The organism is Pedobacter sp. MR2016-24 (genome assembly GCF_026239655.1).
Taxonomy (GTDB): domain Bacteria; phylum Bacteroidota; class Bacteroidia; order Sphingobacteriales; family Sphingobacteriaceae; genus Pedobacter.
Genome location: NZ_JAPIVO010000005.1, coordinates 183,940 through 207,365 on the forward strand (window position 1 = coordinate 183,940; position 23,426 = coordinate 207,365).

19 protein-coding genes and 1 riboswitch are annotated in these 23,426 nt (G+C 40.5%); of the genes, 10 read left to right on the plus strand and 9 right to left on the minus strand.

Features of this window, described 5'->3' with window-relative positions; translation table 11 throughout:
• Positions 1-63 precede the first annotated feature (63 nt).
• Entirely contained in the window at positions 64-1,191 is a 1,128-nt protein-coding gene (locus OQX62_RS14825) for an ROK family protein (protein ID WP_265832343.1), read from the minus strand.
• Between the two features lie 355 nt (positions 1,192-1,546).
• Here OQX62_RS14825 and OQX62_RS14830 point away from each other — a divergent pair, with 355 nt between their 5' ends.
• Both OQX62_RS14830 and OQX62_RS14835 read left to right on the plus strand, forming a co-directional pair.
• Positions 1,547-4,750 (plus strand): SusC/RagA family TonB-linked outer membrane protein, encoded by a 3,204-nt coding sequence (locus tag OQX62_RS14830; RefSeq protein WP_265832344.1) that lies wholly within the window; start codon positions 1,547-1,549, stop codon positions 4,748-4,750.
• Between the two features lie 22 nt (positions 4,751-4,772).
• Positions 4,773-6,308, plus strand: a complete 1,536-nt coding sequence (locus tag OQX62_RS14835) for a RagB/SusD family nutrient uptake outer membrane protein (RefSeq protein WP_265832345.1) — start codon at positions 4,773-4,775, stop codon at positions 6,306-6,308.
• Between the two features lie 82 nt (positions 6,309-6,390).
• Here the strand turns inward: OQX62_RS14835 and OQX62_RS14840 are convergent, their stop codons facing one another.
• Positions 6,391-7,890, minus strand: coding sequence for an acyl-CoA dehydrogenase family protein (locus OQX62_RS14840; protein WP_265832346.1), 1,500 nt, complete (start codon positions 7,888-7,890; stop codon positions 6,391-6,393).
• A 663-nt stretch (positions 7,891-8,553) separates the two neighbouring features.
• Between OQX62_RS14840 and OQX62_RS14845 the strand changes: the two genes are divergently transcribed.
• Entirely contained in the window at positions 8,554-9,240 is a 687-nt protein-coding gene (locus OQX62_RS14845; protein WP_265832347.1) for an SIR2 family NAD-dependent protein deacylase, read from the plus strand.
• Positions 9,241-9,314: 74 nt separating this feature from the next.
• On the opposite strand, the gene OQX62_RS14850 is transcribed toward OQX62_RS14845, so the two are convergent.
• Complete coding sequence (locus OQX62_RS14850) at positions 9,315-10,436, minus strand: YncE family protein (protein WP_265832348.1); 1,122 nt, start codon at positions 10,434-10,436, stop codon at positions 9,315-9,317.
• Positions 10,437-10,549: 113 nt separating this feature from the next.
• Positions 10,550-10,744: riboswitch (cobalamin riboswitch) on the minus strand.
• Positions 10,745-10,810: 66 nt separating this feature from the next.
• On the opposite strand from OQX62_RS14850, the gene gpmA reads away from it, so the two are divergent.
• Entirely contained in the window at positions 10,811-11,500 is a 690-nt protein-coding gene (gene gpmA, locus OQX62_RS14855; protein WP_265832350.1) for a 2,3-diphosphoglycerate-dependent phosphoglycerate mutase, read from the plus strand.
• A gap of 1 nt (position 11,501) precedes the next feature.
• Here gpmA and OQX62_RS14860 read toward each other — a convergent pair whose 3' ends face one another.
• Together OQX62_RS14860 and OQX62_RS14865 are read right to left on the minus strand one after the other, a co-directional pair.
• A complete protein-coding gene (locus OQX62_RS14860; protein ID WP_265832351.1) occupies positions 11,502-11,723 on the minus strand; it encodes a hypothetical protein in 222 nt (73 codons plus the stop codon).
• A 65-nt stretch (positions 11,724-11,788) separates the two neighbouring features.
• A complete protein-coding gene (locus tag OQX62_RS14865) occupies positions 11,789-12,664 on the minus strand; it encodes an ROK family protein (RefSeq protein WP_265832352.1) in 876 nt (291 codons plus the stop codon).
• Positions 12,665-13,095: 431 nt separating this feature from the next.
• Here OQX62_RS14865 and OQX62_RS14870 point away from each other — a divergent pair, with 431 nt between their 5' ends.
• Together OQX62_RS14870 and OQX62_RS14875 are read left to right on the plus strand one after the other, a co-directional pair.
• The gene (locus tag OQX62_RS14870) at positions 13,096-14,400 is read left to right on the plus strand and encodes a DUF6266 family protein (RefSeq protein ID WP_265832354.1); all 1,305 of its coding nucleotides are present in this window, start codon (positions 13,096-13,098) and stop codon (positions 14,398-14,400) included.
• A 119-nt stretch (positions 14,401-14,519) separates the two neighbouring features.
• The gene (locus tag OQX62_RS14875) at positions 14,520-14,711 is read left to right on the plus strand and encodes a cold-shock protein (RefSeq protein ID WP_265832356.1); all 192 of its coding nucleotides are present in this window, start codon (positions 14,520-14,522) and stop codon (positions 14,709-14,711) included.
• Between the two features lie 143 nt (positions 14,712-14,854).
• On the opposite strand, the gene dnaA is transcribed toward OQX62_RS14875, so the two are convergent.
• The 3 genes from dnaA to OQX62_RS14890 all read right to left on the minus strand — a co-directional run bounded on the left by dnaA (position 14,855) and on the right by OQX62_RS14890 (position 17,828).
• Positions 14,855-16,285 (minus strand): chromosomal replication initiator protein DnaA, encoded by a 1,431-nt coding sequence (dnaA, locus tag OQX62_RS14880; RefSeq protein WP_265832357.1) that lies wholly within the window; start codon positions 16,283-16,285, stop codon positions 14,855-14,857.
• Positions 16,286-16,546: 261 nt separating this feature from the next.
• Complete coding sequence (locus OQX62_RS14885; RefSeq protein ID WP_265832358.1) at positions 16,547-16,888, minus strand: hypothetical protein; 342 nt, start codon at positions 16,886-16,888, stop codon at positions 16,547-16,549.
• 19 nt (positions 16,889-16,907) lie between these two features.
• On the minus strand, positions 16,908-17,828 hold the full coding sequence (locus OQX62_RS14890) for a hypothetical protein (protein WP_265832359.1): 921 nt from the start codon (positions 17,826-17,828) through the stop codon (positions 16,908-16,910).
• A 111-nt stretch (positions 17,829-17,939) separates the two neighbouring features.
• Here OQX62_RS14890 and OQX62_RS14895 point away from each other — a divergent pair, with 111 nt between their 5' ends.
• Positions 17,940-18,725: a methyltransferase domain-containing protein gene (locus tag OQX62_RS14895; protein WP_265832360.1), complete on the plus strand. Its 786-nt coding sequence runs from the start codon at positions 17,940-17,942 to the stop codon at positions 18,723-18,725.
• A 39-nt stretch (positions 18,726-18,764) separates the two neighbouring features.
• Here OQX62_RS14895 and OQX62_RS14900 read toward each other — a convergent pair whose 3' ends face one another.
• Positions 18,765-19,817 carry a histidine kinase dimerization/phospho-acceptor domain-containing protein gene (locus OQX62_RS14900; RefSeq protein WP_265832362.1) on the minus strand — a complete coding sequence of 351 codons (1,053 nt, stop codon included), beginning with the start codon at positions 19,815-19,817 and terminating at the stop codon, positions 18,765-18,767.
• Between the two features lie 219 nt (positions 19,818-20,036).
• Here OQX62_RS14900 and OQX62_RS14905 point away from each other — a divergent pair, with 219 nt between their 5' ends.
• The 3 genes from OQX62_RS14905 (at position 20,037) to OQX62_RS14915 (ending at position 23,352) form a co-directional block, all read left to right on the plus strand.
• Positions 20,037-20,888, plus strand: a complete 852-nt coding sequence (locus OQX62_RS14905) for a dienelactone hydrolase family protein (RefSeq protein WP_265832363.1) — start codon at positions 20,037-20,039, stop codon at positions 20,886-20,888.
• An 88-nt stretch (positions 20,889-20,976) separates the two neighbouring features.
• Positions 20,977-22,716, plus strand: a complete 1,740-nt coding sequence (locus tag OQX62_RS14910) for a GMC family oxidoreductase (protein WP_265832364.1) — start codon at positions 20,977-20,979, stop codon at positions 22,714-22,716.
• A 12-nt stretch (positions 22,717-22,728) separates the two neighbouring features.
• The gene (locus OQX62_RS14915; RefSeq protein ID WP_265832365.1) at positions 22,729-23,352 is read left to right on the plus strand and encodes a gluconate 2-dehydrogenase subunit 3 family protein; all 624 of its coding nucleotides are present in this window, start codon (positions 22,729-22,731) and stop codon (positions 23,350-23,352) included.
• Positions 23,353-23,426: the final 74 nt, after the last annotated feature.

Genomic DNA, 23,426 nt, shown 5'->3' on the forward strand with positions numbered 1-23,426 from the left:
TTTGATTAGTTTGTTTAGGGAAAATTTGATTTGTTGTTGTTTATATACGTGATAATGGATAGGCTAAGGATGTTCGAATTCGCAATTTTCTATGACCAGTGCTGCTGCACCCAGTAATTCGGAATCATGCGCTAGTTTAGACACTTTAATTTCTGTCTGATCTGCCAGTCTTGCAATGCAGAATTCATTAATTGCCTGTTGTATCGGTGCTGTAATTATTTTTCCGGCTATAGCTCCTCTCCCGCTCAGCACAATCAGGTTTGGATTCATTATATGGATTAAAGTAGAAAGACCCTTTCCGATCAAAAATGCGGCATCAGATAAGACAGATACCGCTAAAGGATCTCCAGCTTTCGCAGCATCCAGAAAATGATCACCTCTCAACTTTGTTTCATCTGTGAATAACCGCTTTAAACTGGATTCCGCACCACCAGCCATTTCTGCTTCTGCGCGCTCTACTAATGCCCACAAGGAAGTATCTACTTCCAGGCATCCTCTTTTGCCGCAGGAACACAGTTTATTGCTCTGTGAAACGGGGATATGACTAAACTCGCCCGCATAACCACTATGACCTCTGAACTGAATACCGTTAATGATCATGCCGAGACCTATACCCCAGCCTATATTGACTACCATGACATCCTTATAGCCTTTAGCCATACCAAACTTTAATTCGGCCATGGCAATTAAACTGGAGTCGTTGTCTATATATACAGGTAAGCCTATGGCCGCAGTAAGGTGATCTCTCACATTTCCACCATCTGCATTTTTGAAGAAACTATGGTTAATCCCCTGTTCTGCATTCATGAAACCCGGCATTCCGATACCTATCCCCAAAAACTGACCTTCAGGAATTCCTGATAAGGCAATGTTTTCCTCTATAAATCGTATGAGTTTATGTAAAGCATCCTCATCATTGGCCAGATCGAGTGGCATCATTTTCACCAGATCCTGCTTGTCATTTAATAAATCATAGATCACAAATTTTGTCACCAGCTGATCCATCGCCACAGCAACGATATAGTTGGGCTTCTCCTTATTTAGTAAATACGTTAGTGCCCTGCGACCGCCCGTTGATGGAGCTAAACCATATTCCACAACATAACCATCAGTAATAAGATCATTTACGATAGTAGTCACCAGCGGAATACTCTTATGGCTCAATGCACTCAACTCGGTTATAGTCAACATTTCACTGTAGTAGAGCTGTCTGATAATCTCAGTCCTTATTTTACTATAATTCTTAATTGTGGTGTTCAGGGAGACGTGCTTCATTATTAATCAAACTTAAATTATAATTTTTACAAAAAAGCGAACTTTCTAAATTATTTTTTATGTTATGCCAATTATTATATTAAATTTGGTTAAGTATTGAAAAAAATAGCATTATTTTCTTTGAAGGCAAGGAAGATTGATTATTTTTATTAATACTAAAACGTTTTATTAACTAAAAGAGGCTAAACATCTATTATCTGACAGGAATTCCTGAGGCTCGTCGCCCTCCCACCCTAAAAACAATCACAAACCAAATTTAAAACTTATGAAAATGAAACATTTTGTCTCAGCTGGGCTTCCCATGCTCTTTTTATGGAGTATTCAGACCCATGCCACAGGAATGAATAATTTAATGATCAGCGAAACGTCGCCTGGCATCATTATTCAACAGCAACAACAATTAAGAATCACAGGTATAGTGGTCGACGAGAAATCACAGCCCATACCAGGTGCCGGAGTTAAATCCCTGAAAACCGGAAAATCAGCAGTGACCGACGCCAGTGGCCGATTTACAATCGAAGTTGACAATGCCACAGAACAACTCACCTTCACTTATATCGGTTACACTACCCTCACCCGCGCAGCGGGATCTGGTAACGCACCTTTAACAATCAGGTTAGCCCTGGCATCAGGTGTGGATCTGGAAGATGTAGTAGTAATCGGTTATGGTACCCGGAGAAAATCTGACCTGACGGGATCGGTTGGTTCAGTAAAACAGGAACAATTGCAGGAAAGGCCCGCAGCTTCATTAAACCAGGCACTCTCTGGCAGGATAGCTGGTGTGCAGGTAAATACCAATTCAGGGCGACCAGGGGGACAAACGAATATACGTATCCGTGGTTTCAGTTCCATCAACAGTTCGAACAATCCACTTTATGTAGTAGATGGAGTAATCCTCCCTGTAGGATCACAGGTGCAGAATAGCAATCCCATTGATTACCTTAACCCGGGAGATATTGCCTCTGTTGAAGTATTAAAAGACGCTTCTTCTATTGCTATTTACGGAGCCAGAGGTGCTAACGGCGTAATTCTGGTCACTACCAAAAAAGGAACATCACAAGGCGGCAGAATTACCTACGATGCAGATTTCAGCGTACCAACTATAGGCCCGAACAGGGTTAAAATGCTGAATGCCCAGGAATACATCAATACAGAAAACCTTGCTTATGCAAATGCACAGACTTATGATCCCGTAGGATGGGGCGAGGGAAAATACGTAGACCCAAGAATTAAAAGACTTACTTTACCCAACCTGTTTGACTCTAGTGGTAACCCGCTTTACGATACAGACTGGTTTAAAGAATCCACGCAGAACAAACTTTCTCAAAATCATCAACTCGGATTTACAGGTGGGAATTCCGAAAGCACCTATGGGATATTCCTGAACTACAGGGATGATAATGGTTTATTAAAGAATTCTTATTTGAAACGTTACTCCGGCAGATTTGTAATGGATAGCCAGATTAAAAAATGGATTAAAGTTGGAGGAAGTCTGAGTTATACCAATCAGGAGGAAAATCTGGTAGATATCGGTACCGGCGGATTAAATGCTGTCCGTATGATCACGGAAAGTTTTCCGTTCCTGCCTGTAAAATACGGTGACGGCACCTGGGCAGATAATCAAAACTATCCTGGCGCAGAAGGCGGATCAAATCCTGTTCATATTCTTACTGATCGTAAATATATCTTACAAACACAAAATGTATTAGGAAACGTATACTCAAATATAAAACTAGCACCGGGACTGGATATGCGCAGTGTATTGGGTGCAAACATCGTGACCCGTGGCCGTAATGAGTACAATGGTCGTAGCTTGTATGGAATTGCCTTTGACCAGAAAGGTACGGCAACTATAGATAACAATAGGGAGACCTACTGGCTGTTCGAGAACTACTTTACCTATGATAAAAAACTAGCTGAAGATCATACCATCAATGCTGTTTTAGGATTATCATGGCAAAAAACCAATATCTTTGGATTTACCGCTAGTGGAGAAAATTTCTCAACAGACTATTTCCAGAACAATAATTTGGGTGCGGCTGGCAAACCCAATCCGGGAACGTCGCGAGGATCTGATTATGCCCTGAATTCCTATTTTGGCCGTATAAATTATACTTTCAAAGAAAAATATCTATTTACTGCTACAGGTCGTGCGGACGGTTCATCGAAATTTGGTGACAACCATAAGTTCTCCTTCTTTCCTTCTGCAGCGCTGGCCTGGAAAGCTTCAGAAGAAGATTTCCTGAAAGAAAGTGAAACTATCTCTAATTTAAAAGTGCGTGCCAGTTATGGTGTTACAGGTAACTCAGAAATTGACCCTTATAAATCCTTGGGATTGATAGGCACATCATTTGGCACTACACCCTATAATGCGATTATTGGCGATACCAGGGTGATCGGTGTAGGAATAAATCGTTTGGCCAATCCAGATCTGAAATGGGAACGAACAGCACAATCTGATATCGGTATTGAACTGGGTTTATTTAAAAACAGAGTGAATATTGAAGCAGACCTGTATTATCGTAAAACTACAGACCTGTTGCTGGACTCTGCTGTACCGAGATCCAGCGGTTACGAATTCATTACCAAGAACATCGGTAGTTTGGAAAACAAGGGTCTGGAGTTTGCCATCACTACCAACAATTTCGCAGGTAAGGATTTCAGCTGGACTACCACTTTCAATATTTCCATGAACAAAAACAAAATTCTTTCCTTAAATGAAGGCGGAGCTGATATTTTTGGTGTGGGAAATCCTGGTTTCACAAATGAGACCGGTATCATCCGGGTAGGCGAACCGGTAGGGTCATTCTGGGGATTAACCAGATTAGGCACATGGAGTGAAAGCGAACGCGCGGAAGCGGCAAAATATACCTACCGTGGTGGCAAACCACTCCTGCCGGGTGATGTAAAGTATCTTGATATGAACGGTGATTATCAGATCAATGATACTGACCGCTCAATTATTGGTAACGGCAGTCCAAAAGGCTGGGGAGCATTTACAAATAACTTTAAATATAAAAACTTTGAGTTATTGCTGGAGCTACAGTATTCTTACGGAAATGATGTACTGGACATGAGTACACACTCTGGTGAAGACCGTCAGGGAATAGCCAATAGTTATGCTACAGTGCTGAACGCGTGGACACCACAAAATCAAAACACTGATATTGCGGCAATTCGTGATACAAGAGCGGGTTATGTAACGAATGTAGACACCAGGTGGATTCAGGATGGTTCATTTATCCGTGGTAAAAACTTATTACTGGGTTATACCTTCCCTACTGCCGTTGCAGAAAAAATGAAATTGAGCAGGCTTAGAATTTATACCAGCGTGCAAAATTTCTTTTTAGCGACCAAATACAGGGGAAATGATCCTGAAGTAAGCACCTATTCAAATGCATTTGCTCAGGGTCAGACATTTTTTGATTATCCCAAGCCAACAACTTATATGCTTGGCCTGAACATCAGTCTCTAATGTATAATTAATTTATAACATCATGAATCAATATATAAAACATAGTAGCTGGATCGTCTTTACAGCACTGATTATCCTGGCAGGAGGATGTAAAAAATTCCTGGACGAACAGGACCCTTCAAATTTAACTCCTGATACCTATTATACGCTACCTGAACACGCGGAAGCTGCTATTGCGGCAGCCTACAGCGATACTCGTTTTATTGGTGGTGGCGCAGGTATTTTCGCAATCAATTATTCCATGCTGGAGATGGTTACCGGCACTGCAAAAACCGAAACGGGTCAGAACTCGGATTTGAACAACCTGCTTGGATTGTCTTACAACGGGGATAATTTACTGGTCAGAAATTGGTGGAACGGTCTTTATAAAGAAATTGCCAACACTAACCTTGTCCTGGAAAAAGTACCGGGAATTAATCCCATGGATGAAACCAGAAAAAAACAGATTCTCGGCGAAGCAAAATTCCTGCGTGCCTGGGCTTATTTTTACCTGGTAAGATTGTTCGGAGATGTTCCGCTGATTACAAAACCGCAGAGTGCTACTTCGGAAGATTTCAGACCTAAAAGATCTTCTGCCGAAGAGGTCTATAATCTGATCGTCGCCGACCTGACTGCTGCCGAAGAAGCAGGATTACCCTGGAGTGATGCCAGCGGACGTGCGAGTAAAGGTGCGGCCAAAGCATTACTGGCAAAGGTATACCTGACCATGGCAGGACAGCCATTAAATAAAGGTGCTGCATATTATAAACTGGCGAGCGACAAAGCACTGGAAGTAATCAGGGATGGTGGTTTCACCTTATTCCAGACCTATGGAGAGCTGCATAGTCCGGGTACAGAAAACAAGGGTGAGCATATTTTTCAAATTCAATATTTAGCCACTATTGCCGGAAACCCGATGCAGCAGATTCTGTTACCTAACTTCAAAGATGTTTCTGCTTACAGTGACGAAATTGGAAGTACAGTACCAACAAACCAGTTTTATCAGTCTTACGAGCCTGGAGATTTAAGAGCGAAAGACAGGGAAGGATTTTTTTATACTTCCTATTATACTGGTGGCAATGGAGCCCTGAAACAATTAAATGCACCATATATCTTCAAATTTTTTGATGTTGCTGCCAACGGTACCCTTGGGGTGAAGGGCAATACGCAGCCGGACATCAACTATCCGCAGATACGTTATGCAGATGTTTTGCTGACTTACGCAGAAGCGCAGAATCGGGCAGATGGTGCGGCGAATACCCAGGCATATGACGCATTAAACGCAATCAGACGCCGTGCTCAAATCGCGCCACTATCCGGATTGAGTCAGACTGCCTTTGAAGAAGCAGTATGGAGAGAACGCTGGCATGAGCTATGTTATGAAGGAATCACCTGGTTCGACATGGTGCGCCTGAGAAAAGCATATAACGAAACTACCAACAGCTTTGAGAATTTCACAGGTCATAAATTTCCTGATAACCCTACTATCGTGTTAGCGGATAAAAACCTACTCTTTCCGTTGCCTACAGCAGAGATGAGGAATAATCCAAACCTCACACCACAAAATCCGGGCTACTAAACCGGTATATACGCATAAAGTCCTGCACCGTTAGAAAAACGGGCAGGACTTTTTTTTGATATTACTTATTTAATAATTGAGATTATACAAAGTTCAGCCATGAACTGTTTGCTGTATATTCTTCTATAGCTCTTACAGTGTTATCTGCATTGAAAGAAGCTAGCAGCGCAGCAACCTCTTGTTTAACAGTAACCACACAGTTTTCAGCTAAATCACTTCTGAATCCTTTATTTTGAAGATCAAGCACATAACCCACACAGGTAATTCTGCCGATAATCTTCCCAAGATCTATCATTTTACGCTGAGACAAAGAGCCGTTGATAGTGAAACTGAGTTCACTTTTGAAGAGTTCGCTCACCCCTGCTGTTAGCGGGAATTCCTTGAGGAAGGTAAACAGGTGCCCCTCCTTTTGCTTCTTCATCATTCTGGTAATGATATCAGCGATCTGTGCATACAACATCTCATTCGACCCTTCAAAAATCTGGAAAGGCCTGCTATCTACTATACCGCGACCACCAATATGGCTGATCCGGTATCCGTTAGCCCCGGATAACTGAACGAGTAACTGAGCAGATTCCTGCATTAAATCCGTCACCACTGCCTTGATCACATTCGCTTCAAGCCCCTCTACAGCAAGATTATGCTCAATACCACTTATCTTAGAACTTCTGGCACACATCGCGGAACAAATAGTGTAAGCAGATTGTATGCGTGAAATCTGGTACTGTACCTGATCAATCTCCAATAGATTTCCTGTACCTACTGTACGGTTTTTACAGTGAGTCAGCGCCTCATCAAGCATCCTTTTGATAAAGCCCATTCCCATTCCGGGAAACTGCATCCTGCTACGGTGCAAAATATCAAGCATCATTTTAATACCGGTAGTTTCCGGCTGAAGCTTATTTTCTGCAGGAACTATCAGATCAAGTTTATTCAAACCGTAAGGAATCATATATAATCCGAGGTTATCAAATAATTCTTCCACGATCACTTCCTGCTGGGGAATACTATTGTCGGCCACAAAGAAATCGATATCCCTGCCTAATTCGCCATTATCGTTTTCCTTCCTTGAAGCAATAATCCAATAATCGGCTAAACCCGTGAGTCCCTGCCAATGCTTGGTACCTTTTAGCTGATAATCATTTTCCAGCGCTTTATTGATGGTGCGCATATTCAACGCATCACTTCCATAATCCGGTTCGGTGATCATCAGTCCGCCCATATTCTGATGTTCCAGAAAGCGGTCAAAAATTCCCTTTTTTATTGAATTATCTGCATATTTCGCGATTGGTTCAAGAAAAAGGGCGATGTTAATTCCGAAGGTTAATGAAAGCGAAAGCGATTCGTAAGATGCTGCAGCAAGTATAGCCATGCATTCTTTTACTATACTTCCTCTTCCTCCATATTCTTCCGGAATGGCGACGGATAAAGGTTTTTTCGATAAAATTTCTTTCATCATTGCAGGCGGCAATCCCCGTTCTAAACTCAGTTGATCAATGTCTGCCGTTTCGTGGAATAGTTGTTTTAAAGTTTTCTCAAAGTCCTTAATAAACTCTGAAAAACATATACTAGTTGCTGTCATATTAATAGTTTGGCGAATATTCTTCGAAATTCCGATTGTAATTTGCGAAATCAAATGATACAAATCATATTTTTAAAACATATTAAATGTTAAATAGTTTATGAACGTCCATTTAATTAGCAAAAATCGTATTTTACCTGATATAAGCGCAAACAAATTTATGCTATAAAATCTGCTTATTTATAATAATTATAAACTAAATTATATAAAAATCGTGTTATCCTGAAATATCTCCGCCTGAACTCCTCTCACAGGAATTGAATTTAAATCGCAAAATCAGTTAATTCAGCACGAATTTCAAAGATAAAAAGGTTTCAGCGTATGACTAACCTCTTGGCATGCAAATACATCATATAATTGTGATAGTTAATACATTTTAATTCACTAATCACCATGCCATTGAGAATAAATGTATCCATAGCAAGAGGATGGAGCTGACCACATAAAGCCAGATTATTTGATAAATATTTTTTTATTGCCGGTTTCATAGAACGTATTAATGATGAACAATCAGCCATTTTTTTTTATAAATATCAATTTATATTTTGTGGAAGACAACATTCATTTCATTCAATAATATGACCAGTCAGGCGATTTAGAAGTATGGCAAAATAAATTAAATAAAGCTTTTTTTAACGGTGAATATCTTGTTAATTTTAACTTATGCAGAAGATCGTAATATTAACAGGCGCAGGCATTAGTGCAGAAAGCGGATTAAAGACATTCAGGGATGAAGATGGCTTATGGGAAAATTACAGTATCGAGGATGTAGCCACGATTGATGGCTGGATCAAAAATCCTGATTTAGTTCAGACATTTTATAATGAACGCAGGAAATCAGTTATTGCTGCCGAGCCCAACGCTGCACATTATGCGCTGGCACAGCTGCAGGAAAAATATGATGTGCAAATCATCACTCAGAATATAGATGACCTCCATGAAAGAGCTGGCAGCAAGTCTGTCATGCATTTACATGGCATAATCACCCGTTCCCAATCCAGTTTAGACGCAACCCTAACCTACCCTATTAATGGCTGGGAAATAAAAATGGACGAAGTTTGTGCATATGGCAGTCCTTTGAGACCACATGTGGTCTGGTTTGGAGAACCTGTACCTATGCTGGAAGCTGCTGCAGCACGCTGCGCAGAAGCAGATATATTTGCGGTTATTGGCACTAAACTGGTGGTTTATCCAGCGGCGGGTTTAACCGATTTTGTTCCTGAAAATGTGACGAGGTATATTATCGATCTGGATATACCTTATATAAGAGGTGGAAATAACGTCATTAAAATCCAGGAGCCGGCAACTACCGGAGTACTAAAAATGGTGGAGCAACTGATGCAGTTGTAGTCAATTAATCCCCGGCAGATCAGAGCCGTGTTTAGTTCTACCGGGGATTTGTTATCTATAATTTCAACTGCTGATTAGTTATAGCTGTACGTAAAAACCGCATGATTAGGCGAACCTGCAGTAGGAAAACTATATTTCTTCTTGCCATCAGTGCCAAATACATGTGCCTGACCATTAGAAGGATTGCTGTAATCTGCATCGGTAATCAACACAGTGCCGTCGTAATGATTAACATTCACTCCATACATTGCATTGAAAGGAGTATTATCAGTGATGAAATTATTACTTAAAGCCGCTGTAACCATATCAAATGTTTTTAGCGTAGCATTCCAGTCGAGAACCAGGTATGCTTTATTGTTCACAATAGCTAAGGGACCAGCATTGTAAGGATATGTACCATTTACGGCATCTGTATTGCTATTGATTCTGGTCAGCTGCGGATCGATATCGTCATAATTTCCCCAGGAAACCACCAGCAAATCACCATTTTCTGCCGCGGCAACCTTAACTGGGTTAAACCCGACAGCAATATCCGTTTTCTTAGTGAAAGTTTCCAGGTCAATCACCGTTACTTTATCCTTTAATCCATCCGGATAGAAGGAGTGGTTGGAATTGGTTACATAAAGTTTTCCATTCGCAACGGCCAGACCTTCCAGTCCACCAGCCTTTTTTGTTCCATTCATTAATTGCAGTTCCTTATCCACACTTAAACTTGCGGTATCAATACGGCTGATGACACCGTCATATCTGGAAACGTAAGCCTTGTTTTTATAAAAGGTAATATATCTTGGGATATAACCATCATTGGCAGTATTGAAGGGGATAGATTTTAAAGACTTTCCAGTGGCAAGATCCATTACAATCACATATGACTGCGCCTTATTTTGTGTGCCGGAAACAACACAGTACATTTTACTGCCATAAACTTGCAGATCATTGGCGGTTTCACCAAGAGGCCTACCGTTAACCTGCTGAAAGTAATCTTTGATAGTTGTATTTGAAGCTACATCATGATAAGTGATTGCACTATTATTGCCGCCCCAGCTGCCCTCACAAAGCACGTAAATACCTTTTGTTCCGGTAATCTCAGTTGAACCCCTAAAGGAATTGTCTTTTTTACAGGAAGCCAGTAGTAAAGACAGACCTGTAAAAGTCACTACCAGCGATTTACTACATTTTAAGTAGATTTTTCTCATCTTTTTATTATTTTTTAGAATGTGATTAAAAAACCACAGCCCACAGATAAGGACAGGAAATGAAAATACAGCGCGCAAGAAAGTACCTCACTCCTAGCTTCAGTCCGCGAAAGCTATGAAATAATGCCAAGGGCAGGTCTTCTGACTTACTCCCGGTTTTCCGGCCTTCCCATACTGATTAAACAGTACAGTGGCAAATGAATAAAAAACCGTTATGGAGCTTACAGCTGCGGGACAGTTACAGATTTACACTGTATTCCCTTTTAATTCCGGATGTAAAACCGGAAACCAAAAGCTTGGCAAAGGTAAAAAAATAAAGAAATTAATAGCTTATAATTTAATAGCTCTATATTGAATTGATTAAAGCACGAAACATGATTAAACTTGTATTGATACGCCACGGACAAAGTATATGGAACCAGGAAGATCGTTTCACAGGATGGACGGATGTAGATCTTTCTGAAACAGGACACTTACAAGCAAAACAAGCCGGCAAAATTTTAAAGAAAAATGGATACAATTTTGATATCGCATTTACGTCAGTATTACAAAGGGCTATCAAAACGTTACATATTGTATTAGAAGAACTGGATCATCTATGGATTCCTGAATATAAATCCTGGCATCTGAATGAGCGCTTCTACGGTGCGCTTCAGGGGCTAAAGAAAAGTGAAACTACTGCCAAATTTGGTGCAGAGCAGGTGCATAAATGGAGGAGAAATCCGGATGAACATCCGCCAGCGATCACTATAGCAGATGAAAGATACCCGGGACACGACCCAAGGTATAAGGATCTTACACAGACGGAATTACCTTTAACCGAAAACTTGTCGGAAACCATATTGAGAGTACTGCCTTACTGGAATAAAGCTATTGTTCCGGCTTTACTGGCCAATCAAAAGGTAATCATTGCTGCGCATGGAAACAGTTTGAGGGCATTGATAAAATATCTTGATCAGCTGTCAGATGAAGAAGTGACCGACCTTGAGTTACCGACAGGCATCCCAATTATATATGAGCTGGATGACCAGTTAAACAAGATCAGGCATTATTATCTTCATTAGATCAGGAAATATCGAGCATCCTGCGCTGTTCAATTACACCAATGATCAGTTCAAGCAGGTATTGATCAACCTCCTCGTCTGACACCCATCCTTTTTCACTGTTCTGCTTATCTTTGTATAATCGCCCGTATCTATGATCTCCGGAGAATAATACATAACTGCCGTCTTCCATGGGAGTGATTGTAAACTCCTTATTCCTTATTGTAACGTTAAATGGTGTCATAAATTAAAATATATAAATCAATGTATTAACATATTTTAAAGGCCAATGTTTTTTGAGACAAACAACTATTTAACAATCCAGCTACTGCTGGCACCGAAAATCAGCGCCCGATCGCCCATAGAAGAAACATGAATAGGGATATCGATACCTTCCAGCTGAAGGTTTTTCTTTAAATCGGGTAAGAATTTTGACGATGCTATGGTGATATCACCACCCAGAATAATTAATTCGGGCTGCTCCATCTCTACAAACTGCCTGATGAGTATTCCAAGGTTAGTCGTAAAATCTTTAAAAATTAATTTCACTGTGGCTGACTGTGAATACAGGTTATTTAAGGCTTTGATGTTGACGACGTTCATACCGGTGGACTCAAAATAGCGCCCCATAAACCATTTTGTAGAAATGTAATTTTCCGCTTTACTGTCCAGAAAGGGTGAATCCCAAAGTTCTGCGTCTCTTACCGTTCCACCACTGTAAACTGCCGAACCAAGACCAGTACCCAGCGTTAATGCAATAGCCTTAACAGCGTTTTTTACAACACCTGCGCGTAGTTCCCCTTGTAAAAAAGCAGCGGCATCATTTAACATACGAATACGATCCGGAGAAGTTTTTAATTCCTGAGCCAGCAGCTCTTTGATATTGATACCATATAGTGCGTCATATTTTTTATTCCCACGGATATAACATACCCCGTTCTCATAATCAAACTGTCCGGGCATAGCGATACCAATATTGATCTTACCCAGATCCGCAGCTCCGGCTGTTTTTTTTATGGCATCACACCAGGAAGTAATGATATGATCACGACTCCCCCAGGAATTAATCTTGGTACGGTAATAAGTCTTGTCTAAGATCTCATTGCTGACTGTATCAACCAAAGCAGATGTAATATGCGAACCGCTTATATATATTCCTAAAACTATATCTCGTTGTAAATCCATTTATTTATCCGGTTCGTCATTTCCGCGTTTATCTGCCAGAGACGTTAAATATTTTAAGCAGCTAATGAGCAAATTTACTAATTTTTGATATGTACACGGTTTTATTGATAAAAATCTGGTATAAATAAATAACCAGCAACATATATGCCGCCCTAACAGATACGTAGACGATAGGGGTTTAAGGCAAAAAACGCACAAATATGGAACAAATTAAAAACAATATATCTCGAGGTTCGCTTAGGGTTTGCCTGAAGGTTGATAGAGGATTGTAGAGGTTAAAGGTTTACCAAGCCATAAATAACAACTACACATATAAGTGAAAAATTTGTTTTTATTTTGTTCAATATATTGCTTAAGTATTTGTTTGTTAGTATCTTGGTATGGAACAAACCGGGCAAGTCCCTCATACAGATCATTTAATCAATATAACAATGGCAAAAGTTCCATACGGCATCACGGGACCTTTCATAGGAAGGGTGGGAAATACGATAGGTTATATGTTGAACGGCGTCAACGTCATACGCTCTATTGGAGATGTGCGTGGAGAAAAAACGCCCCTGCAGTTGGCCAATCACCAACGGATGAGCCTTATTTCCAGTCTATCAACGGCAATACAGGAGTTTCTAAAGTTTGGTTTCCAATCAGTCGCAGCCCCGGGTAAACAGGGACCAACCAACCATTCTATATCTATTAATAAAGAAGTGGCTGTAAAAGGTGTCTATCCGAATCAGGAAACAGATTTCACCAAACTGATTGTAGCCCAGGGACCAATTCCTGGTCCTAAAGACCCAGTGGTAAAGGTAGTAGAGAACCAGTTGGAATTCCAATGGAAAGCTGATCTGAAGGCGGAAGGTGCAGATAAATCTGATCAGGTGATGCTTCTGGCCTACTTCCCGCAAAGTAAAAAATCAATTATCCTTCCAAGTGGCGCACGCAGGACTGCAGAAAAGGAGACCCTGGAAATACCAGCATTTGATCAGGATACAGTGATAGAAACTTATATAGCCTTTGTTGCTGATGACCGTATGAATGCGTCAAACAGCGTTTATTTGGGACAGGTGATCATCAAGTCTGCCACAGACATAAAAGAAATGAAGCTTAATGCACATTTGAAGGCTATAGAAAATCAACCTACTCGTTTGGAAGTATTGGAGGAAGGAGAAATTCCATTACCAAAACCTGAGAAATTTGATCAGGGATACAGTGACCTGTTTCATTTTGCTAGCGGTTATCAGCCGCAGACTGAAAGAATGAGGATCCTGTCTCCTCTCCTAAAGCAATTTAAAGACATAATAGAGGTCGGATTTGCAGGCGGGGATAAACGTACCACAGCCCGAAATAAGGCTGTAAGTCGTAATATTAATACAGCGATCGGTGGTGATGGCATCTATAATCTCTATTATCCGGCACTGATATTCAGTGCAGGGAAAAGGGAATCAGCATGGGCAACAAAACTGACCCTCTCTCCTGAAAGAGCGCTGAATGTAAAATGGGACGTGCCTAAAACAACAAAAATGACAGTTATTGGTCATGATGAAGTTCATTTTGTGATTTACAACAGTACACAAAATTTGCGCACCGGAAATTATGGTGATGTAAGAAGGGAAGACTTATCAGCTCAGATATCAGTAAGTGCCGATCCAGGCGATATACTCTATTGCTGGATGTTCTTTCTGTCTCCTGACAGAAAAAGTGCATCGAATTCAGATTATTTAGGATGTATAGAGATGTTGTAGGCAGAAGGGCCAGTCTATTTGCGATAAACAAGATAATGTCATATTTCCTGACTTTGATCTGACTTTCTTGGATTAGAAAAAATTAACTGTACATTCGTGCTTTATTAAAATATAATATAATGCAACAAGGAACAGTAAAATTTTTCAATGAGACAAAAGGTTTTGGATTTATCGTACCAGCTAATGGTGACGCCGAAATTTTTGTTCATTCTTCAGGTTTATTAGATAACATTCGTGAGAATGATTCAGTAAGCTACGACGTCGAGCAAGGTAAAAAAGGCTTGAACGCAATCAATGTTAAGATAAGCTAATTAACTCATTTTATAATTGCAAGAACTCCTGCCTCATCCGGCAGGAGTTTTTTTATGTCCGTTTTTTCCTGACGCAACCAAATTTAAGGACAAAAAAAATGCACCCGTATGGATGCATCTTTTGAATAAAAGGTTTAAAATGATTAGCTCATTTTTAATTTTTTCTGGATATCAGTCACGTAAGTTTTGAACTTTTTATCGGTATCAATCAGATCTTCTACAGTCTGGCAAGCATAGATTACTGTAGAATGGTCACGACCTCCGTAAAAAGCACCGATACTTTTTAAAGATGACTTTGTAAGACTTTTTGAAAGGTACATGCAAATTTGTCTGGCCTGTACTACTTCACGTTTACGTGTGGGCGACTTAACCAGGTCAACTGCAACATCAAAATACTCACAAACCAGCTTCTGAATATATTCCATAGAGATTTCTTTAGTGGTGTTTTTGATAAAATTCTTAAGCATTGATTTCGCCAGAGCGAGATCGATATCTTTTTTATTCAATGTAGATTGTGCCAGTAAGGAAACCATTGCGCCTTCAAGCTCACGGATATTATTATCAATATTATGCGCAACGTATTCAACCACTTCTGCAGGTAATTCAATACCGTCAGCATACATTTTCTTTTTCAGGATCGCAATTCTCGTTTCTAATTCAGGAATCTGAAGATCTGCTGATAATCCCCATTTAAAACGACTCAACAGACGTTCTTCCAAACCAGAAAGGTCTTTAGGTGCTTTATCTGAAGTGATGATAATCTGTTTGCCCGACTGGTGCAGATGATTGAAAATATGGAAGAAAATATCTTGTGTTTTTTCTTTACCTGCAAAATTGTGCACATCATCCATAATGATAACATCCATTGCCTGGTAGAAGTTTACAAAGTCATTGATAGTATTGTTTTTCAGTGATTCAACAAACTGCTGACAGAATTTTTCGCAGGAAACAAAGATCACTAATTTATCAGGATGTGTACGTTTGATCTCATTACCGATCGCCTGTGCCAAATGCGTTTTACCCAATCCTACCGCACCATAAATCATTAATGGATTAAATGATGTTGCTCCTGGTTTAGCCGCAACAGCAAAGCCCGCAGAGCGCGCCAGACGGTTACAGTCGCCCTCCACGTAATTCTCTAAAGTATAATTAGAGTTTAATTGCGGATCGACATTTAATTTCTTTAATCCCGGAATTACGAAAGGATTTCTAAGGTCTTTACTGATCGCTGCCGGCGTAGGCATTGACTGTGTTTTAGCAGCCGCAACATTTCCGTTTGAAGGCATGCTGGTTGTATAAGGCGAACCGCTGTTTGAAGATTTATCCACAACTATGTTGTATTCTAAACGGCCTTCATCTCCTAATTCCTGCTTAACAGTTTTACGTAAAAGTCCAACATAATGTTCTTCTAACCATTCGTAAAAAAATAGACTGGGCACCTGTACTGTTAAAACATTTCCTTCCAGTTTTAATGCTGAGATCGGTTCAAACCAAGTCTTGTAACTTTGATTCGGGATGTTAGCTTTAATCGTTTGAAGTGAGTTATTCCACACTGTAGTACAAGTATTCTGCATATATATTTTAATGTTATTCGTGTTAAAAAAAACGCTCTGCCTTTTTGGGATTGCGAAGATCAAGAAAATTACCAACAATAAAATATAAACTTATACCCATCCATAAACGTAATGAAATACAACAACTTAACTCAATATTTTAGTTTTCAATGTGGATAAATGCGGGTTATTAACAGGTGTTGTTAACTAAATCGGTACAACGCTCAAAGTTAGTTACTTGGTGATTTTAACGAATGTGGCAAACGGTATTTGTGCCCTGATCTAGATTATTCCCGCAGCTGCGGCCTTACTAACAATCTCCACAAAAACACCGGCAACTTCTGCAGCCCTGGCGATTTTCCCGGAGATGGATTTTAGCTTTGCGTAGGTCTTTAATAAACGTTCATTTAAAGCGATTAAATCCGGTAGTGTAGATTGTATATTTTCTGCAACGCGCTTAATATCATCTTTCAGTAATTCGGAAGACAAAACTTCGAGCCGGATAGCGATCAGGTCAAGTTCTTCCCGTTCGGGATGGTTAACGGTCTGAAAAGTTCTCAACTGATTGACCGAATCCAGTGCATCCAATACATAAGCTCTGGTATTTTTTCCTAGATTTTCCATAATTATCCGAGCAGGTCTACTATTTTTTTATTTGACGATATGCCTGATTTAAATTCCTGACTGATATAAATAAAGCCTGCGTATCAGAAAGGACATTCATTAATTTCTTTTTTTCAGTCAGGTTATCCGTCAATTGCTGATGTGCTTTTTTTATGTTGTTAACAGCATCGATTACCTCTCCCGTCAGTACCTCCAGTTTATCAGTCCTTACAATTAACGCAGCTACACCCCTATTGTACTCGTTTGCATAATAAGCTTTATAAGCTTCAGCAGGTATGTTTTGCAATAAATTGGTTTGATTGATCCTGATCTTTTCTTTCAGGTTGGTTATCCCGTTACCCATAATAAGTTCTTTCATACCAAGTGCAATGGCATCGGTTACTATGGGAATAAGAACATTTCCTTCTTTAACATATTGTTTTAACTTCCGGGCCTGTTCATTTCTGGTATAATGTGTACCTAAAAAAGTAATTCCTTCTCCAACTAATGAACCTATGCCTATTGGTATCTTTTTGACCGTTTTCGGACTGGAATTGTACTGTGCGATAGATGAATCAATGTTTGTACCCAGTCGAAGTGACGACGTTCCGATGCTGTCCCTTAAATCTTTCGACGATAGCTTAACCAATGCATCGGCATAATCCCCTAATATTTGTATGGATAAGTCGACATCTGCAGCAGCTGCGAGCTGGCTTTTTTTGGAATCATAGGCCGACCATAATTGCTGATTCGCCAATCGATCGGCAAAAGTTCCGCTATTTAATAATGTTGCTTCATATTCCAGATCCACCAGCTCCGTTATTGCCGTACCGGGATATGCGGTATATTCTTTAAGAAGTTGTGAATAAACATTTACACTCTTTACCTGATCTCTGCTGAGGCTGGCACAGCCGGAAATCACAAAGAGGAATGCAATAGCACTGACAGATCTGTATTTCATTGGAAAGCCTTTTTATTTCACAATGAATTTAATGATTTTTCTTTGCAATATAAACATATATTGCAGCAGCATTTTAGCATTCGATGAGCAGTACATAGCCAAAATCAGCATATGAACAAGAATATTGACCGGGACCACCAGACGACAAACAAGATTTTCGATAACAGGAGTTTAGCAACAGATTATCCTACGGTGATCCCACTGCTGAAGAAGGGTTTACACGTGCTCGATGCAGGCTGTGGAACAGGCGCAATTTCCAGGGATATTGCACATTTAGTTGGTCCCGATGGTAGTGTGACCGGCATCGATAATACTGAAAAGTTTATTGTCAGCGGCAGGGAAAGTTATGGTGAGACAGCCAATCTTGAACTCATTTTTTCGGACCTGTTTAGCTATCAGCCTGCTCAAAAGTTTGATTTGATTGTCTCAGCACGCACGCTGCAATGGCTCAGTAATCCGAAAGAAGCATTAATCAAACTGAAGTCGTTCTTAAAACCAGGGGGACAACTGTCCATACTTGATTATAATCACGAAGAGCTGGAATGGATTCCCGAGCCCCCAAAAAGCATGCAGTTATTTTATCAGACTTTTCTTAAATGGAGAGCGGATGCAGGAATGAATAATCGTATTGCAGATGATCTGGAAGAGTATTTTGCCGAAACCGGTTTTCAATCTATCGAAGTGTATGAGTCAAACGAGAGGTATACCAGGGACAATGCTAATTTCCTGCAGCGGATAGGGATATGGTCGAAGGTTGCAGCCTCAAAACAGATGGTGGAGGAAGGATACATTAACGACGATTTAAGACTGTCTGCTATTGAAGATTATGACAAATGGATTGAAAAGGAAGCTAAGCAGATGACCATGAAACTGAAAGAAGTTCGGGGCAGGGTTTAGCGTTTGACGGGCAAGGTATTGGTGAAGGAGATAAGCAGGTTAATTCTGCGTATAGTTTACTACCTTTTTAATGAGTGTATCCAATTCTTCGGAAGACTGAAGCAGTAACTTCAATAAAACAGGATTTTCTTCGGGCGTAGGATTATCATTCAGTAACTCAATCAAACCTAATATGTTTGCAAGGGGCTTTCTGATCATGTGCGACTGATCCATGGCAATGTTTAAAAACATTTTTTTGTTCTGATCCAGGGTCTGTTGCGCATGTGTAAGACTCTCTGCAAGTGAAGAATAATTTGCCAGCTGGAGCATTTTCTTCTTATGGATACTGATAGCGGAACCTATCCATAGTTTAATCTGCTCGTTTTCATTGTAATAAGGTTCGGCACGCAGCAGGAACCATTCCGGATCTTTTCCCTCCGTCTGGAGCCTGACTTCTTTATCGAAGTTTCTACCCGTTTCCATTGATCTGGCCCAGGCCCGCAATGCAGTTTCTCTATCTTCTTCTGCTACGCCGGAAAAAATGGAATAGCTTGATGCGTCACCTATATTAAAATATCTTCTTATTCTTTTATTAATGAAGTTGATCTGTCCATCGGGTAAGGCCGTCCACACAAATCCGGGAATAGCGTCAGACAAAAACTCGAACTTGTATTTTTCTTCATCGGCTTTTTGTTTTGAAGATAATAACGCCGTCTGATGTTTTTGCCCTTCCCTGTTATTTAGAACTACAGCATTAACGGCGACCACCTTACCTTCCTTATTCTTATAGGCGATGGCATTAAATAAGGCCTCAAAATTACCATAACCGGCATTAAAACCTATTTTAACATCGTTCACAGCATCCTGATAATTTAATAGCGGATAAATAACCATCTGGAAATACAAGGTAGCAGATCTGCTTAACAGGGATTCAAATTTCAATCCATAAATCTCATCAGCAGATTTACCGATCCAGTTGCTTAGTGTTTTATTTAACTTAAGGATGGTTCCATCAGGATGAAAGGTAATGAACCCACAAGACGCTTCTTCATAGAGAAAATCAGTATTTGTAACTTTTTTAATAAGTTTATCATCTCTGCGTTTCGACGACATTCAATTCTAATTAATTTAATAGTTCTCGGCATTGTTCAGCCTCGTGTCAATTCTACTATTGTTTGGAAAGTTAAGGAATCATCCTGACATTGTAGAAATAAAGATGTAATTGATACTCAATTTATCGTTTTCCGTGCATGGGAAGATGTTTACATTAAGCTATTCCTACGGTAAACGATAAAGTTATTCTTATATTGAGTTAAACCTAAAAAAATCACTATGGACCAGAAGATTATTAATTTATACGACGAGTATACCCACAGTCAGATCAGCAGAAAAGACTTCATGAAAAAGCTGGCTATCATTACCGGCAGCAGTGCTTTGGCAATGACAGTTTTGCCACTGCTCGAGAATAATTATGTCTCGGCGGCGGCGACTAATGAAGATCAGCTGATCATTGAAAATGTGACCTACCCAGGGGCAGGGATTGAGATGAAGGCCATTTTGGCAAGACCAAAAAATAAAAAAATTCTAGGCACTGTTTTGGTCATCCATGAAAACAGAGGTTTAAACCAGCATATCATTGAGGTAACAAAAAGAGTTGCTGCTGAAGGTTTTATCGCACTGGGTGTAGATGCCCTTTCTCCTTTTGGTGGAACACCTGCTGATGAGGATAAAGGCAGGGAGCTGATCGGAAAACTGGATCCTGCCAACAATCTGCAGAATTATATCCTTAGTCTGAATTATCTAAAGAATCGCAAGGATGGAAATAGTAAAACAGGCTGTATTGGTTTTTGCTGGGGCGGCGCAATGGCTAATAAGCTTGCTGTAAATTATCCGGATTTAGGTGCCGCTGTGGCCTATTATGGGTCACAACCTGCCGCAGAAGATGTACCTAAAATAAAAGCCAGCGTAATGCTTCATTATGGAGGACTGGATGAGCGGATCAATGCAGGTATACCTGCCTATGAAGAAGCCCTGAAAAGCAATCATATTGATTACAAAATCTTTATCTATGAAGGCGTGAATCACGCTTTCAACAATGATACCTCAGCTACCAGATATAATGCAACTGCTGCTCAACTGTCATGGAAAAGAACAATTGATCTGTTCCATAGCAAACTGGACTAATCAGGTAATATGTCTGTGTAAATTTGGACATACCATAAAAATATTGCTAGATTAGTGCTACAACAGTAAGCTAAAACCATTTAATAGTATGAACGAATTTCAAATCAAAACTTCGGATATTGAATATGACGCCATTATTGTAGGCTCTGGAGCCGGTGGCGGAATGGCCGGATATGTATTGGCTAATGCAGGACAAAAAGTTCTCATGCTGGAAGCCGGTGCATATTTTGATCCGCGGTTAGACGCCCAGCAATTGAAATGGCCATGGGAATCACCACGACGTGGAGCAAGCACGGTTCGTCCCTTTGGTGATTTTGATGCCTCATATGGGGGCTGGGAACTTGACGGCGAACCTTATACACAAAAAAATGATTCTGAATTTGCCTGGTTTCGTTCCAGAATGCTTGGCGGCAGAACTAATCACTGGGGCAGGATTTCTTTAAGAATGGGTCCGGACGACTTTAAACCGAAAGATGGTTTGACGGATGACTGGCCAATTACTTATGACGATTTAAAGCCATTCTATGATAAAATAGACCGAATGATTGGTATTTATGGCACAGTTGAAGGCATTGAAAGCGAGCCGGATGGAATATTTATGGCACCACCAAAGCCCAGGCTAAATGAGCTTTTTATTAAAAAGGCGGCTAAAGAAATTGGTGTTAAAGTTATTCCTGGCAGAGGCTCTGTGCTGACAGAAGCTTTACCAGATAATAAAGACCGTGCACCTTGTTTTTTCTGCGGTCAATGCGGTAGAAGTTGTAAGGTTTATGGTGATTTTTCTTCTTCTTCCTGCCTGGTAATCCCGGCGGTAAAAACCGGGAATCTGACTGTAGTGACCAATGCAATGGTGCGTGAAGTACTCACCAATAAAAGCGGACTTGCCACAGGAGTTTCCTATGTAGATAAAAAGGATATGCAGGAATATCAGGTTCGCGGGAAAGTAATTATCCTGGGCGCAAGTGCATGTGAATCGGCCAGACTACTCTTAAATTCCAAATCCTCTGCACATCCTAACGGGTTGGCAAATAGTAGTAATATAGTGGGTAAATACCTGCATGATTCAACCGGTGCCAGTCTGAGTGGATTTCTGCCGCAATTGATGGATCGCAAACGTTACAATGAAGACGGTGTGGGCAGTGTGCACATTTATTCGCCCTGGTGGCTGGACAATAAAAATTTAGATTTTCCCCGTGGTTATCACATTGAATACGGCGGTGGAATGGGCATGCCAGGCTATGGATTTGGCGGCGGTATACAGAACCTGAATGGTAAGGTGCCGGGCAAAGATGGTAAGATGAAAGAAGCGGGAGGTTATGGTATTTCCCTGAAAGATGATTACAGACGTTTTTATGGAGCGAGTGTTGGTATGGCTGGTCGCGGTACTGCTATTGCAAGAGCGTCTAATTATTGTGAGATAGATCCGGATGTGGTAGATAAATTCGGCATTCCTGTGCTTCGTTTTAATTATAAATGGGCACCTGAAGAAGTAAAACAGGCTAAACATATGCAGGATACTTTTCAGGAAATGTTCCATGCGATGGGTGGAATAGTGACCTCGAAAATTCACGGTCCCGATGATGATTATGGTCTGGAAGTTCCGGGAAAAATAATTCATGAGGTGGGTACAGTAAGAATGGGCGATGATCCGAAGACATCAGCCTTAAATAAATACTGCCAGGCACATGATTGCCCGAACTTATTCGTAGTAGATGCCGCGCCTTTTGTACAACAGGGCGATAAAAATGCGACCTGGACCATTCTGGCCATGTCTATGCGAACTGCAGAATATATTTTAGCACAGAAGAAAAAATTAAATATCAGCTAATCAAAAATTGATATGAACAGAAGAGATTCATTAAAGGCCATTGGCCTTACCGCTATCAGTTCCGCGTTACTGCTGGAAGCATGTAAACCAGGCAAACCTGAAGATGCTGTTGTAGCTGCCAAAGATGAAATACAGCCCGGCAGGGAAGCTTTTGAAATTCAGCGAGACAAAGACCTGAATTCATTCAAATTCTTTGATGCACATGAAATGGCTACGATTACGCTGCTTGCGGATATCATCATTCCAAAAGATGGAAAATCGGGCAGCGCGTCTGAAGCAAAAGTTCCCGAATTTATTGAGTTTATCGTGAAGGATATCCCTAAACATAAAATACCTATGCGAGGGGGACTCAAATGGCTGGATATACAATGCACCAACAGGTTTCAGAAAAGTTTTATCGACGCTTCGGATAGCCAGCGGATTGAAATGGTGGAAGACATCGCCTACCCGAATAAGGTTAAGCCAGGTATGCAACAAGGTGTATCCTTCTTCAACTTAATGAGGGATTTAACCGCCTCTGGATTTTTTACGACTGAAATGGGTGTGAAAGATCTGGGATATGTGGGAAACACACCAAATAAATGGACAGGTGTACCGGATGATGTATTAAAACAATACGGATTTGACAAAGCTTAGTTAGGTGCTGTCAAGTTCTGCAATCAGCCCTGTCCTTTGCGAAACAATGGACGGGGCTTTTTTTTTATTTGCCT